Source organism: Streptomyces sp. NPDC102278, from assembly GCF_044766345.1.
Classification (GTDB): Bacteria; Actinomycetota; Actinomycetes; order Streptomycetales; family Streptomycetaceae; genus Streptomyces.
This window is the reverse complement of the sequence record NZ_JBIWLV010000007.1, coordinates 125,855-140,004: the sequence shown is the minus strand read 5'-3', so window position 1 is coordinate 140,004 and position 14,150 is coordinate 125,855. Positions and strand designations below refer to the sequence as shown.

At 72.8% G+C, this 14,150-nt stretch carries 14 protein-coding genes; 4 read left to right on the top strand and 10 right to left on the bottom strand.

Annotated elements, in window-relative coordinates; translation table 11 throughout:
• Positions 1 to 98 precede the first annotated feature (98 nt).
• Complete coding sequence (locus ACIRO3_RS19195; RefSeq protein WP_365999848.1) at positions 99 to 785, top strand: GNAT family protein; 687 nt, start codon at positions 99 to 101, stop codon at positions 783 to 785.
• Positions 786 to 868: 83 nt separating this feature from the next.
• Here ACIRO3_RS19195 and ACIRO3_RS19190 read toward each other — a convergent pair whose 3' ends face one another.
• From ACIRO3_RS19190 to ACIRO3_RS19180, 3 genes are read right to left on the bottom strand one after another with little or no spacing between them, the layout of a single operon-like run.
• On the bottom strand, positions 869 to 1,897 hold the full coding sequence (locus tag ACIRO3_RS19190) for a TolB family protein (protein WP_404138062.1): 1,029 nt from the start codon (positions 1,895 to 1,897) through the stop codon (positions 869 to 871).
• 23 nt (positions 1,898 to 1,920) lie between these two features.
• The gene (locus tag ACIRO3_RS19185) at positions 1,921 to 3,180 is read right to left on the bottom strand and encodes an MFS transporter (RefSeq protein WP_404138059.1); all 1,260 of its coding nucleotides are present in this window, start codon (positions 3,178 to 3,180) and stop codon (positions 1,921 to 1,923) included.
• 2 nt (positions 3,181 to 3,182) lie between these two features.
• Positions 3,183 to 4,064, bottom strand: coding sequence for an alkaline phosphatase family protein (locus ACIRO3_RS19180; protein WP_404138057.1), 882 nt, complete (start codon positions 4,062 to 4,064; stop codon positions 3,183 to 3,185).
• A 265-nt stretch (positions 4,065 to 4,329) separates the two neighbouring features.
• On the opposite strand from ACIRO3_RS19180, the gene ACIRO3_RS19175 reads away from it, so the two are divergent.
• Positions 4,330 to 5,730, top strand: coding sequence for an alpha/beta hydrolase (locus tag ACIRO3_RS19175; RefSeq protein WP_404138054.1), 1,401 nt, complete (start codon positions 4,330 to 4,332; stop codon positions 5,728 to 5,730).
• An 8-nt stretch (positions 5,731 to 5,738) separates the two neighbouring features.
• On the opposite strand, the gene ACIRO3_RS19170 is transcribed toward ACIRO3_RS19175, so the two are convergent.
• Positions 5,739 to 7,184: a carboxylesterase/lipase family protein gene (locus tag ACIRO3_RS19170; protein ID WP_404138051.1), complete on the bottom strand. Its 1,446-nt coding sequence runs from the start codon at positions 7,182 to 7,184 to the stop codon at positions 5,739 to 5,741.
• A 245-nt stretch (positions 7,185 to 7,429) separates the two neighbouring features.
• On the opposite strand from ACIRO3_RS19170, the gene ACIRO3_RS19165 reads away from it, so the two are divergent.
• Positions 7,430 to 7,711 carry a chaplin gene (locus ACIRO3_RS19165; RefSeq protein ID WP_404138048.1) on the top strand — a complete coding sequence of 94 codons (282 nt, stop codon included), beginning with the start codon at positions 7,430 to 7,432 and terminating at the stop codon, positions 7,709 to 7,711.
• Between the two features lie 75 nt (positions 7,712 to 7,786).
• Here the strand turns inward: ACIRO3_RS19165 and ACIRO3_RS19160 are convergent, their stop codons facing one another.
• From ACIRO3_RS19160 to ACIRO3_RS19135, 6 genes are all read right to left on the bottom strand, one after another.
• Positions 7,787 to 8,650, bottom strand: coding sequence for a tyrosinase family protein (locus tag ACIRO3_RS19160; protein ID WP_404138044.1), 864 nt, complete (start codon positions 8,648 to 8,650; stop codon positions 7,787 to 7,789).
• Positions 8,651 to 8,665: 15 nt separating this feature from the next.
• Entirely contained in the window at positions 8,666 to 9,028 is a 363-nt protein-coding gene (locus tag ACIRO3_RS19155) for a tyrosinase family oxidase copper chaperone (protein ID WP_361775724.1), read from the bottom strand.
• 114 nt (positions 9,029 to 9,142) lie between these two features.
• Complete coding sequence (locus tag ACIRO3_RS19150; protein WP_404138040.1) at positions 9,143 to 9,385, bottom strand: hypothetical protein; 243 nt, start codon at positions 9,383 to 9,385, stop codon at positions 9,143 to 9,145.
• Positions 9,386 to 9,406: 21 nt separating this feature from the next.
• Entirely contained in the window at positions 9,407 to 10,570 is a 1,164-nt protein-coding gene (locus tag ACIRO3_RS19145; RefSeq protein WP_404138037.1) for an acyl-CoA dehydrogenase family protein, read from the bottom strand.
• Positions 10,567 to 11,754 (bottom strand): acyl-CoA dehydrogenase family protein, encoded by a 1,188-nt coding sequence (locus tag ACIRO3_RS19140; RefSeq protein WP_404138034.1) that lies wholly within the window; start codon positions 11,752 to 11,754, stop codon positions 10,567 to 10,569. Before ACIRO3_RS19140 ends, ACIRO3_RS19145 begins: the two co-directional genes overlap by 4 nt.
• Positions 11,751 to 12,728, bottom strand: a complete 978-nt coding sequence (locus ACIRO3_RS19135) for an NADPH:quinone oxidoreductase family protein (protein WP_404138031.1) — start codon at positions 12,726 to 12,728, stop codon at positions 11,751 to 11,753. The genes ACIRO3_RS19140 and ACIRO3_RS19135 overlap by 4 nt, the downstream gene beginning before the upstream one ends.
• 263 nt (positions 12,729 to 12,991) lie before the next feature.
• On the opposite strand from ACIRO3_RS19135, the gene ACIRO3_RS19130 reads away from it, so the two are divergent.
• A complete protein-coding gene (locus ACIRO3_RS19130; RefSeq protein ID WP_404138029.1) occupies positions 12,992 to 14,119 on the top strand; it encodes a hypothetical protein in 1,128 nt (375 codons plus the stop codon).
• The last annotated feature ends 31 nt before the right edge of the window (positions 14,120 to 14,150 follow it).

Below are 14,150 nucleotides of genomic sequence, written 5' to 3'. Positions count from 1 at the left end.
TGACAGCCCGTTGCCTTTCACTCGCGTTTTGCGCGGGGGGTGACGTCAGGAGCGCAGACTGTGCAACCACCCCACCGCCCAGAAGGACCGAAGGCTCCGTGCCCGTACCCGTACTCCTCGCCGGCCGCAGCGTGCGGCTTGAGCCCCTCGCCCCCCACCACACCGAGGCCTTGGCCATGGCCGGGGCCGAGGATCGTACGACTTACGCCTTCACTCCCGTACCGCACGGGTTGCAGGCGTCCCACGAGTACATCGACCGTGCCCTCGCCGATCAGGCGGCGGGTCGATCCCTCCCGTTCGCCGTGGTCAGAGCCACGGACGGGCGGGTCGTCGGTTCGACCCGGTTCCTGGAACTCGACTACTGGCAGGGGCCGCTCGTGTGGCCCGCGGTGCCCGGGGTCCCGTTCGGGGACCCGGCGACGGCGATCCCCGATGCCGCCGAGATCGGCAACACCTGGCTGTCGCCGGGCGCCCAGGGCACCGGCATCAACACCGAGGCGAAGCTGCTCATGCTCCGCCACGCCTTCGAGACCTGGGGCGTGCGCCGCGTCTCACTGCGCGCGGACGCCCGCAACGGGCGCTCGCGGGCCGCGATGGAACGCCTGGGCTTCACGTCCGAGGGGGTCCGACGGGCCCATTCGCGGGGACTCGACGGCGCGGTGCGCAGTACGGCCTTCTACTCGATCCTCGACGAGGAGTGGCCGACCGTGCGGTCGATCATCGAGCTGAGGGTGTCGGGCGCGACGTCCCGCAAGCGGCGCCGCAAGACGCTGATCCCGGCGTAACGGTCCTCCGTCCGGCGCGCCGTCTCCTGCCCGGGGCCCCGTGCCCTCGTGCCCGGTCCGCTCGTGCCCGGTCCCCTCTGCCGTCAGTCGAGGAAGGCCGGGGCGAGGGCCGAGGCCATGAGGCGGACCGGGGCCCCGGTGCCGTCGGCCGGCACGGTGTACAGGTCGGATCCGAAGTCCCCGGGCAGGGAGTAGACGACGGTCCGCCCGTCCCTCCACACCACCTGGTCGTCCACGCTGCGGTCCTCGGCGAGCGGGGTCTCCCGCATCGACGCGAGATCCAGGGCGTACAGCCGCCAGGGCGCGTCGGCCGACAGGCCGGGCACCCGCTTCTTGAACACCAGCCGGGTCCCGTCGGGCGACAGGGACGGGCACTCCACGTTCTCCCGGAGGGTGGTCACGGTCCGCTCGGCCGCGTCGCCGCGGACCAGGTGGGTCCGTCCGCCCGTCGCGAGCGTCGCGTAGAAGGTCCGTTCGTCGGCGGCGAAGGTGACGCCCCAGAAATTGACGTCGGCGTTGCGGTAGTCCTTCCCGTCCTTGCGGATGGCGAACTCCTCCAGCGAGGCGTCGAACCTGCCGGTGCGCAGGTCGAGCAGCGAGGTCCGGGTGGAGAAGTTCGTGCCGGCGTACGAGTCCCCGCCGACGAAGACCGTCCAGGCGGCGAGCCGGCCGCCGGGCGAGACCCGGGCGCGGGTGGGGATGCCCGCCAGCGGGCGGGCGGACACCTCGTGGAGACGGGCGTCGAGGACGACGGCCCGGTAGGCGTCCTGAACCCCGCCCTTGACGGCCTGGAGGCAGATTCCCGTGCCCGCCGCGGCGTGGAAGCGCAGGCAGCTCACGCCGGACGCGGTGCGGGGGCCGTCGGGGGCGGTGGCCGCGGCGGTGGCGAGCTCGTCGCGGTGCGGTCCCCAGGCCATGTTGCGGAAGACGATCCGCGCCCCGCCCTCGCCCCGGTCGAGCGACACCTCGCCGCGGCCGACCGGGGGGCCGCCCGCCTGGGTGCGGTTCTTCTCCTCGGCGCGCGAGGAGGCGCGTACGACGGCGAGCGCCCCCACGACGGTGAGGAGCGCGACGGCGCAGACGAGGATCAGGATCCGGCGTTGGAGGGTCATGAGGGCCTTTCGGGGGTGGGGGATCAGCTGTTCGCCGGCCGCAGGCGGACGCACCCGACGACGGTCGCGGCCAGCAGGGCGGCCGCGACGAGGAGCGCCGGGCGGGCGCCCCACACGGACCAGGCAGCGCCGAAGCCGAGCGAGGCGGCGAACCGGGCGAGGGCCTGCCCGGTCTGGACGAGGGCCAGCCCGCCGCCGCGGTGTTCCTCGGGGACCGCGCCGGCGGTGGCCGCCATCAGCACCCCGTCGGTCGCGGCGTAGAAGCCGCCGTGCAGCAGGAGGACCGCGTACGGCAGGGCGGGGTGTCCGCCGCCGGTCAGCAGGAGCCCGTACGCGGCGAGGAGGGCGAGGTGGCCGCCGAGGAAGACGCGCCACCGGCCGATCCGGTCGGCGAGTCGACCGAGCGGCAGCGCCAGCAGGAAGAAGGCCGCGGCGGTACCGAGCGGCAGCAGCGCGAACCAGCGGTCCGCGAGCCCGGTGGCCCGCTGGAGCAGCAGGAACACGAAGGCGTCGCTGACCGTGCACAGCCCCAGGAGCAGTGCGCAGAGGCCGATCCGGCGCAGGTCGCGGCGGCGCAGCAGGCCGAGGGCGGCGCGCAGCGAGACGGGTTCGGCGGCCGGGGCCGGGGTGGTGCGCCGGCCGGGGACGAAGAGCACCAGGACGAGCACGCCGAGCCCGGCCACGCAGGCGCTGACGGTGAACACGGCGTCGTAGCCCTCGGCCGCGCCGCGCAGGATGAGGAAGGCGAGGATCGGCCCGATCAACGCGCCGGCGGTGTCCATGGCCCGGTGGACGCCGAAGGCCCGACCGCGTTCCTCCGGCGTGGCGGACAGGGAGATGAGCGCGTCGCGCGGGGCGGTGCGCAGCCCCTTGCCGGTGCGGTCGAGCGCGAGCACGGCCCCGATGGCGGGCAGGGTGTGCGCGAGCAGCAACAGCGGTTTGCAGAGGGCGGAGAGCCCGTAGCCGATCCCGGCGAGGGCCTTGTGGCGGCCGAAGCGGTCGCCGAGGTGGCCGCCGGTGAGCCGGACCAGGGCGCCGACGCCGTTGTAGAGGCCGTCGAGCAGTCCGAAGCCGAGCGGGGAGAGGCCGAGTCCGGCGACGAGGTAGAGCGGCAGCACGGCCGTGACCATCTCGGAGGAGACGTCGGTGATCAGGCTGACCGTGCCGAGGGCGAGCACCGTGGGGGCGAGCGCGGCGCGCCGCCCCGGGCGGGTGCCCGGGGCGACGGCCGGCTCGGGGGGCACGGCGGGCGCGGGGGTTCCGCGACTGTCCGCGACGTACATGGTCAGGAAGCCCAGATCCCGGTGATGTCCTTGGCGCCGGCGGCGTTGCCCGCGTGGGTGGTCAAACCGGCCAGGCCCTCCAGGGTGCGCAGCACGTCGTAGTGGTTGTAGGTGGTGGCGGAGGTGCTGCCGGCGGTGACGGGTTGGCCGTAGAGCACGGTCGGGATCTTGTTCCCGGCGAGCCTGTTGTCCTCGTCGAAGGTGACGACGAGGAGGCTGTTGTGGGTCTTGGCCCAGTCCGCGTAGGCCTTGAGGTTGTTCTTGAGCCAGGTGTCGCCGGTGCCGACGGAGCAGTCGTGCATGTCGTTGCAGAGGTTGGGGACGACGAAGGACACCTTGGGCAGGGTGGTGAAGTCCGTCGGGAACTGGGTCATGGTCTTGGCGGTGCCGGTCGGCACGTTGGAGAACGCGAACCAGGGGTTGTGCTTGCGGGCGTACTTGCCGCTGCTGCAGGTGGTGGAGCCCTGGCCGGGGAGGGTCTCGTTGTAGCTGGCCCAGCTCTTGCCGGCGGCGATCAGTTCGGAGGCCAGGTTGGGCGCGGAGCTGAAGCCGGGGGTGTAGCAGCTGTCGCCGGTGACTCCCTGGTGCGAGCCCGAGAAGAGCTGGAGGTAGTTCGGCTGGCTGGGGTGGGTGATGCCGTAGGACTGGGTGAGGTTGGCCCCTCCGGTCTTGAGCGAGTTGAGGTAGGGGGCGCCGGAACTGCCGATCACCTGGTTGTAGGCGTGGTTCTCGAAGACGACGACGACCACGTGGTCGGGGGCGGGGAGGGCGGCGGCGTGCGCGGGCTGGGCGGCCGCGAGGCCCGCCCACAGGGCGGCGCCCGCGACGGTGGTACCGAAGGCGGAGGCCAGGGCGGTCTTGCGAGGGGGGCGTGAAAGGGACATGCCAAACACGAGACATACCTCCGGGCATACGAGGGGGCGGGCGGCGGCGCGGACGCACCATACCCAGGGGCATGTGCATGGGCCAGGGATCCCCGGCGAACAGAACGGGAACTCCGCGGACCTTCCTGAAGACGGGTCATGCGCGCCTCCACGGAAGGTCAAGAGAAGTAAAAATGCGGAACCTCGGAGCACTTTCGTTCATCATTCGAACGGAAGCAGTCAAATTTGCCCCGACGGGGCAGCACCAGCCGGAGAGCCACCGCACATGTCGTACGCACCCGACGGGCCGCACAACCAGCCGCCGTATCGGCCTGACGGGCAGCCGCCGCAGCAGCCCCGGCCGCCCCACGGACAGCAGCAGGGCGGTCGGCGGCAGCCGCAGTACGGACAGCCGTACGGGCAGCCGCCGTACGACGCACAGGGCCGGCCCCAGGGCGGGCAGGGCGGCGGCCAGGGCGGCCCGTACGGTCAACAGGGTGATCAGTACGGCGACCAGGGCGGCGCCCCGTACAACGGTCGGTACGACGCGCAGCAGCCGCCCTACGGCGGGCCCGATCCGCGGTACGGGCAGCAGCAGTCCTACGACGAACCCCCGTACGACGAACCGCCCCGGCGCAAGTCCAAGGTCAAGCGTTGGCTGATCGCGGGGACCACCGTCGTCGCGCTCGCGGGCGTCGCGGCGCTCGTGATGAGCCACTTCGAGATACCGCCCTTCACCGACAAGGGCAAGGACGTGTCCTTCGGAGGGGCCGCCCCCGACGGCAAGAACGAGGAAGCCGCCAAGCCGCCGGCGACCTCGAAGATGTCGATGCCCACGGGCCCCAAGGCGCAGTTCAAGAACTCGATGACGTTGGCCGACGGCACGCATGTGGCCGTCACCACGCTGGACGGCAAGAAGTCCGGATTCAAGGGCAAGGTGTGGGTCTGGGCTCCGAAGGAGTACAACGACCCCAAGTTCGCCAAGAGCGGCTTCCCCGTCATGATCGCCCTGCCCGGCGGCGCCGGCTACCCGACCAACTACTGGATGGGCACCGACCTCGGCCTGCAGAACAGCATCAGCAAGTGGTACGGCGAGGGCAAGGGCAAGCCCTTCATCCTCGCCATGCCGGTGCTGAACCCGGGCCCCGACGACAAGGGCATCTACTGGGACGGCTCGGACATCCCCGAGCAGCCCAAGATGGGCACCTGGCTCACCGATGACGTCCCGGACCTGATGCGGCAGAACTTCCGCACCGTCAAGTCGAGGGACGGCTGGGCCTACATGGGCTCCTCCACCGGCGGTTTCGCCAGCCTCAAGGCCGTGCTGAAGTACCCGGAGAAGTTCAAGGCGGCGATCTGCTCCGGCCCGGACATCGTCCCCGACTCCTCGCTGTGGAGGGGCCACGAGCAGGAGAAGGCGGAGAACAACCCGGAGCTGCTCGCCAAGCAGCTCATCGCCAAGAAGGGCCCCGACGTCTACCTCGCGTTCCAGGTCGGCGACAACGAGAACAACAAGAAGACCCTGCCGGACGTGAAGAAGTTCATCGCCACCTACGGCAAGGGGCCGATCCACACCAGCCTGCGGGTCATCCCCAACGGTCAGCACAACGCCAAGACGTACGTCCCGAACATGGGCGAGGGACCGATCCAGTTCATCAGCAAGGTGATGGAGGGACCGGTCGAGTAACGACCCTCCTACGGAGCGGCGCCCACGGCCCGCTCCGACGCCCGCTCCTCGCGCTCCGGCCCGCCGAACACCTTCGGCGGGCCGGCGCCGTCCCAGGGCGCCCAGCCCGGGTCCCCGGTGACGGCGAAGCGGACCCAGGCCGCGTGCATCTCGTCCGCGAGCGCCTGGGGCGCGTCGGGGCCGGCCAGCCAGGAGGACTCCGGCTTGTGGAGGGTGTCGAACACGAAGCCCAGCTCCAGGGCGTGACAGGCGCCGAGCCCGGGGATCCCGCTGGACCACCGAAACTCGTAGAGGTGGCTCGGGGCCGTCCGGCGGGAGCCGGCCAGGCGCCGCAGCGGGTCGCGCAGGAGCCGGTCCGTGAGCAGGTGTCCGGCGAGGTCGGCCGGCCCGGCGCCCGGGTGTTCCGCGCGCAGGGCCCGTACCGCGTCCCGGTCCTTGCCGGCCCGGACGCGCGCCAGCTCCACGGCGAGCGGGCCCATCCGCTCCAGTACCCGCATCGCGCCGGTGGGCGCCAGCCAGAGCCGGTGTTCCTCGGCGGTCCAGCCCAGCAGCAGCGGTACGCCCGGGTCGACCGCGTCGAGGGGGTCCGCGGGAAGCGTGTCCGGGTCGGTGACCAGACCGAAGGCGGGACCGCCGGTGACCGGGCCCGAACGGCGCGACACCGCCTCCTGGGCGGCGAGCAGGTCGGGCAGGGCGACATCGGCGAAGGCGCGCGCGGTGGCGGGGACCTTGAGCAGCGAGGCCATCCTGCGGACCATCGGGCGGACCCGGTCCCGGTGCATCGCCTCGGGTGCGCCGCTCTGCAGGACGGCCCGGGCGAACAGCCCCGCCGCCCGGGGCGCGGCGAGCAGGGCGCCGACGCTGATCGCCCCGGCGGACTCGCCGAACACCGTGACCCGATCGGGGTCCCCGCCGAACGCCGCGATGTTGTCCCGGACCCAGGTGAGCGCGGCGATCTGGTCGAGCAGGCCGCGGTTGGCGGGAGCGTCGGGGAAGAGCCCGTACCCGAGGACACCGAGCCGGTAGTTGACCGAGACGAGCACGACGCCGTCCCGGGCGAAGGCCGCCCCGTCGTAGACGGGCACCGCGGTGGACCCCCGGGTGAGGGCGCCGCCGTGGATCCACACCATGACCGGCAGTCGGGCCCCGGCCGCCGGCTCGGGTGTCCACACGTTGAGGTTCAGGCAGTCGTCGCCGGGGACGTCCGGGTCGGGAAGCAGGGCCGCGAACCGCTCCGGGTAGGGAACCTTCGGCGCGGTGGGCCCGTACGCGCCCGCGTCGCGAATGCCGTCCCAAGCGGCCGGGGGCTCGGGCGCCGCGAAGCGCAGGGCCGCGACCGGAGGAGCGGCGTAGGGGATGCCCCGGAAGACGGCGGTCCCGTCGGCCTCCACCCGGCCCTCGACCACACCGCTCCCGGTCGTGACCCGGGGCCGGGCGCCGCCCGCTGAGCTCATCGTGTCCTCCTGGGGGTCCGGGGCGCCGGTACCTGGATCCGGTCTCCGGGGCACCGTCGCACAGCCGCGCGACGAGTGACAAGGCGTGACCCGGCCGGCCGAGCGGGGATGTGCGCGGGGTGCGTCCGTGCGACGTTCCGCCACCGGGTGGGGGCGGTGACCGTGACCCCGCGGCGCTCCCCGCGTTGTATGCCATGTCAAATGCCACGGATTCCGTGGCGACCCCATCTCACGAGGAGATCTTGATGTCGCGTATCGCGAAGGCATTCGCCATCACCGCTGTCGCCGGTAGCAGCATCGCTGCCGGTGCGGGTCTGGCAGTCGCCGATGCCGGAGCGCACGGTGCGGCTGTCGGCTCCCCCGGTGTCCTGTCGGGCAACCTCGTCCAGGTTCCGGTGCACGTCCCCGTCAACGTCTGCGGCAACACCGTTAACGTGATCGGCCTGCTGAACCCGGCGTTCGGCAACACCTGCATCAACCAGTCGGACGGCGGCAGCCAGCACCACACCGAGGGCTACGGCGGCTGATCGCCTGCCCTGACGGCCGAGTGACGAAGGGCCCCCGCCGTGCGGCGGGGGCCCTTTCCCGTGGGGCCGATCGGATCATTCGTAGCGGTACAGGCCCTGGTGGCCGAGCATCTCGCGCGGGGTGACGTCCCACGGGGGCATCGGCTCGTCCAGGGAGATGACCCGGCCGCGTTGGAGGTCGCCCAGGGCCGGCGGGGCGGCGGGCAGGTAGCCGGACTTCGGGTGCTTCTGCTGCCAGCGGTCCCAGATGAGGTCGACGAAGGCGTGGTGGAGCCAGAACGCCGGGTCGTTGGGGGCCGTGCCGCCGGTCATGTGGCCGCCGATCCACTGGTGGACCTTGTTGTGGTTGCGCCAGCGTTCGCTCTTCGGCGCGGCCCAGCCCTCCAGTTTGTTGCGGAACCCGCCCGCGCTCGCCGTGGAGTCCCAGGGTGAGGTGTCGTAGGCGGGGTCGTCGATCGCCCATCGGAGTTCGGAGGCGGTGGGCAGGGCGATCGGGTTCTGCGGGCGCCCGAGGTTGCGGGTGAGGTAGCGGGCCTCGGTGATGCCGACGGTGACCGTCCAGTTCCCCTTGTCGTGGGCGAAGGGGCCGGTCATCACCTGCCGGTCGCCCTCGCGCCCGGTGCCGCCGAGGAAGTCGTCGGCCCAGAGCGAGGACACGGGGCTGGAGTCGGTGGTCCAGTCCCAGTAGGGGACGGACACACCCGGGTCGACGGCCCGCAACTGCCGCTCGAATTCCAGGAGGTAGCGCCGGTGCCAGGGGAAGAACGACGGGGACATGTGGCCGACGCGGAGCTTTCGTTCCCGGTCGGGCACGAAGTACTTGTCGTGGGTCCGCACGAACTGGTCGTAGGTGCCGTTGCGCTTGAGCTCCAGCACGGCCGCCGTGAACCGCTTCTTCTGGGCGCTGGTGAGGTTCTTCTGGTTCTGCCGGGTGTACAACGCGGGCTCCTGCCGTCAGCCGTGGTGGGGGGCGGCCATCGCCAGCTGGTTGGTGCCCAGTTCGTCGACGGCCGCGCGGGCCAGCTCCATGGGGGTCCCGTACGACTGGAAGTGGTTGACGCCGCTGAGGTAACTGCCGTCCGCGCGGCGCATGACGTGCAGGGGGCGCCCGTCGATGCGGACACCGGCGAGGTCCACGGCGATGTGCCGGCCCCGGTACGTCTCCTCGGCGAGCGGGGCCGGGGTCACCGTCTGACGGGGGCGCCTGGCACGCAGTACGGGGGCCAGGGCCGCGGCGGTACCGGCCAGCACGGCCGCGGTGAAGGCCGAACGCAGGAGCGCGCGCCGGGTCAGTGGTGCGGGCGGTACGGCGTGCATACGGTCTCCCTCGCTCGGTGGTCCCGCGGCTACGCGGACTAACGCGGCGCGAGGGGCGAGGTCACCCCTGGGGGTGCTTCAAGAAGAGGGTGGTGGGGCGGAGCCGGCCGCCCGCTACCAGCCGACCGTGCCGTCCACGGGTCCGTCGGCGCCGTCGCGGGAGATCCACAGCGCGAGGGAGCCGTCCTCGACGGCGGGCAGCGGCCCGTGCCACCAGGCGGCGGCGCCGGCGCGGTCGAGTCCGGTGAGGAAGCCGAGGGAGGATCCCCCGGCGACGACCGCGACGAGCAGATCGGCGAGGTCGTCGCGGTACGCGGCCAGGTCGGCGGGGGTGAGCGGGGTGATGGCGGCGGTCATGCCACGAGGATGGGGATCACGTCACGGGGTCGGGCCGGCGGCCGGCGTCCCCGGATGGGGGCCGGGGGCGGGAAGTTCCGCGAACTCCGCCACCAGGCCCCGGTGGTGGTGGCCCGCCGTACCGAGGGCCAGGGAGTCCGCCTTGGCCCGCTTGAGGTAGAGGTGCGCGGGGTGCTCCCAGGTCATGCCGATGCCGCCGTGGAGCTGTACGCACTCCTCGGCCGCCCGGACGGCGACGCCCGAACAGTACGCCTGGGCGACGGCGACGGCGAGTGGTGCGTCCGGGGCGCCCGTGGCGAGGGCGTCGGCGGCGGCGCGGGCCGCCGCGCGGGCGGAGGCCACGTCGAGCCAGAGGCGGGCGAGCCGGTGCTTGAGGGCCTGGAAGGATCCGATGGGACGGTTGAACTGGTGGCGGCCGCGGACATGCGCGACGGTCTCCGTGAGGCACCACTGCGCGAGCCCGAGTTGCTCGGAGGCCAACAGTCCGGCGCCGCTGAGCAGGGCGCCCGCGACGGCGGCCCGCGCGGTGGCGGGGTCGGCCAGCCGGGTGCCGGCGGCCCCGTCGAGGGTGACGGTGGCGAGCGGGCGCGTCAGGTCGAGCGGGACCAACGGGGTCAGGGCGACCTCGGAGGCGGGGACGGCGTACAGCCCGGTGTCGGCGAGGACGAGCAGCACGTCGGCGGCGGCCGCGTCGGCGACGGAGCCGACGGACCCGGTCAGGGTCCCCGCCCCGGTGTCACGCACCCCGGTGGGCAGGGGCGCCCCGGGGGCCAGGGTCAGCGGCACGGCGGGGACGCAGAGCCGCTCGCCGGAGGCGACCTGGCGCAGCAGGGCGGCCACGTCGGCCGAGGAGGGGTCGCAGCCGAGCAGGATCTCCGCGGTGAGGACGCCCGCCGTCAGGTAGGGGACGGGGGCGACCGCCCGGCCGAGTTCCTCCAGGACCACGGCCGCCTCGCGGTGGCTCGCTCCCTGGCCGCCGAGTTTCTCCGGCACCAGCAGTCCGGCCGCGCCGATCCCGACGGCGAGGGTCTGCCAGGTCCGCGGGTCGTGGGGGTGGTCCGTCTCGACGCGCGCGAGGATGCTCGCGGGGGCGCAGCGGTCGGCGAGCAGCGAGCGGACGGCGGACCTCAGCTCCTCCTCGGTCTCGGAGTAGAGCAGGTCGAAGGGGGCGCGCGGGCTGGTCATCGGGCCAGGTCCTTCCAGGGGAGGTCCTTGTCGTCCCGCGGTTCGGCGGGCAGGCCCAGGACGCGTTCGGCGACGATGTTGAGGAGGATTTCGCTGGTGCCGCCCTCGATGCTGTTGCCCTTGGCGCGCAGGTAGCGGTAGCCGGCGTCGCGGCCGGTGAAGTCGACGATCTCGGGCCGGCGCATGGTCCAGTCCTCGTACAACAGGCCTTCCTCGCCGAGGAGTTCCACCTCCAGGGCGCTGATCTCCTGGTTGAGGCGGGCGAAGGTGAGCTTCATGCCGCTGCCCTCGGGGCCGGGTTGGCCGGCGACGAGTTGTTGGCGCAGTCGCTCCCCGGTGAGGCGGGCCACCTCGGCTTCGACCCACAGTTCCAGGAGCCTCTGGTGGAGGTCGTGGGTGCGCAGGTCAGGGCGTTCGCGCCAGGTGGCGGCGACCGGGGCGATCATGCCGCCCTCGCGCGGGATCCGCATGCCACCAATGGAGACGCGTTCGTTCATCAGGGTGGTACGGGCGACGGCCCAGCCCTGGCCGACGGCTCCGAGGCGGTGCCGGTCGGGGATGCGGACGCCGGTCAGGAACACCTCGTTGAACTCGGCCTCGCCGGTGATCTGGCGCAAGGGGCGGACCTCGACGCCCGAAGCGTGCATGTCGCAGAGGAAGTAGGTGATGCCCTGGTGCTTGGGCAGGTCGGGGTCGGTGCGGGCGATCAGGATGGCCCAACGGGCGGTGTGGGCACTGGAGGTCCACACCTTCTGACCGTCGACCACCCAGGTGTCGGTGGCCTCGTCGAGGACCGCGCGGGTGCCGAGCGCGGCGAGGTCGGATCCGGCGCCGGGTTCGCTGAAGAGCTGGCACCAGACCTCCTCCCCCACCCACAGGGGGCGCAGGAAGCGGCGTTTCTGCTCCTCGGTGCCGTACGCGAGGATCGTGGGCGCGGCCATGCCGAGGCCGATGCCGATCCGGCGCGGGTCGTTGTCGGGGGCCCCGGCGGCTTCGAGCTCGCTGTCCACGAGGGCCTGGAGGGAGCGGGGGGCGCCGAGTCCTCCGAGGCCTTCGGGGTAGTGGACCCAGGCCAGTCCGGCGTCGAACCGGGCGCGCAGGAACTCGTCCCGGGGGGTGTCGGCGGGCGGGTGTGCGGCGAGGAACTCGGTTACGCGCAGGCGCAGTTCTTCGGCTTCGGTCATCGGGGGGCGTCTCCGTCCAGGGCGGGCAGCACGACGATGCGGCCGGTGGTGGCGCCGTCGGCGAGGCGCTGTACGGCGTCGGCGGCCGCGGCGAGCGGGACGCGTTCGCTGACCAGTGGCGCGATGGCGCCCTCGGCGGCGAGTCGGGTGAGTTCGTTGTGGCAGGCGAGGATGGAGGCGGGTTCCTTGATCGCGTACAGCCCCCAGTGCAGGCCGAGGACCGCGTAGTTCTTCACCAGGGCGTGGTTGAGGGCGGGGGTCGGGATGGTGCCGCTCGCGAAGCCGACGACGACGATCCGGCCCTCGAAGGCCACGCATTTGGTGGAGGCGGTGTAGGCGTCGCCGCCGACCGGGTCGTAGACGACGTCGGCGCCGCGTCCGCCGGTGAACTCCTTGACGCGGGAGACGAGGTCCTCGTCCGTGCGGTCGATCACGAGGTCGCAGCCGAGTTCCTCGGCGGTACGGACCTTCGCCTTGCCGCCGACCACGCCGATGACGGTGGCCCCGGCGGCCTTGCCGAGTTGTACGGCGGCGCTGCCGACGCCACCGGCGGCGGCGTGCACGAGCAGGGTCTCCCCCGCCCGAAGACGGGCCCGGCGGTGCAGGCCGAACCAGCCGGTCTGGTAGCCGATGTGCAGGGCGGCGGCCTCGGCGTCGTCGAGGGTGTCCGGGGCCGGCAGCAGGGCGCGGGCGGGCGCGGTGACGTACTCGGCGAAGCCGCCGTGGGGCAGGCTCGGGTTGGCGATGACGCGGCGCCCGTCCTCGGTCTCGCCGCAGATCTCCACGCCGGGGGTGAAGGGCAGGGGCGGTTTGATCTGGTACTGCCCGCGGACGAGCAGGGCGTCGGGGAAGTTGACGTTGGCGGCGAGCACCCTCAGGCGCACCTCGCCCTCGCCCGGAATCGGTTCGGGAACCTCTTCGAGGCGCATCGCCTCGCGGGGTTCGCCGGGGGTGTGTACTCGCCATGCCTGCATCCGGGGCCTCCAGCCGCCGTCGAGGAACCACGCTCCGCGGGCATACTAAGCGGTCGCTTGTCGATCTGTGAACCACTTCCGCCGGTCTCTCCCCGAGGGGCGGGTCCCGCGTCCTGGGCGTCCCGGGATCGGCACCCGCCGGGGCATCCTGCGGAACGACCCTCGGGGATAGCATCAACGAGCAGGTGCCACAGGGGAGATGACACCTGTCGCCGCCGTGTGCGCGGCGCCGCCACACCATCATCACCAGGGGGATTCCACCGATGAACGACGTGCGCATCAGACGGGGTACGGCGGCCGCAGTGGCGGCCGTGGTCGTGGCCGGCCTCGTGACGGCCGCCGGACCGGCCGTCGCGGCCGCCCCGTGCACCCCGAGGATCCAGGTGCTGGGCGCGCTGACGCCCGACACCCACTCCCCGGACTCCGTACAGACGCAGGGAGTGCTGGACTTCGGCGCGGGGAACCTCAGCGTCGGGGTGTCCGGCGGCAAGCCCGTGTACTGGACGGGAACCACCCTCCACAAGGTCCCGGTCACCGACCCGAACGCCACCGGGCGGGTCCTCGCGGTCAACCGGCACGGCCTGATGGTGGGCGTCCTGCACGGGGCGGCGGGCACTTCGCTGTTCTCGTACCGGAAGGGCGCCGCGGCGGTCACCACGCTGCCCGGCGGCTACGGGTCCGACCTGGAGGCCGATGTCAACGACGCCGGGTACATCGTCTCGCGGGGCACGTCGGGCGGCGCCGTCTGGAAGGACGGCCTGAAGGTGCGCGACCTTCCCGTGCCGGCGGACGCGGGCCCGGGCACGCGCATCGAGATGGTCACCGGCATCAACGGCCGCGGGGACGTGCTCGGCCTGGCGGAGCAGGACTACGAGGTGCCCGAGACCGGCGAGCACCTCCAGGGCAGTCACCCCGTGCTGTGGCCGGGCGACGGCGGCCCGGCGCGCACCCTGGCGCCCGGCGGCGGCGGCACGAGCCACGTCCAGGACATCGACGATAGCGGTCGGATCGTCGGCTACGACTGGCTGGGGCCCTGGCACGAGTACAGGCCGTTCGTCTGGACACCCCCGCACACCGACCCCGGCTCCTCCCCCGGTGTGCTGAGCACGCACCCGTACGGCACCTTCGAGGCGATCAGTGCGACGACGAACGTGAGCGTCGGCACGGCCAAGTTCCACCCGGAGTCGATGACCCTCCAGGACCAGGCGCAGTGGTGGCCCGGCTCCGGACCGGTCCTCGCGCTGCCCCGGCTCGCCGCCGACCGGCCGAGCAGGGCCGACGCGGTCACCGACGACGACCGGGTCGGCGGAGCGGCCGTGAACGCCAAGGGCGGGCTCAAGCCGGTGATCTGGACCTGTGCGAGCAGGCAGGCCTACGCCCCGCAGCCGTAGACCTTGTCGTGGGCCCGCCCCGGGCCTGGTG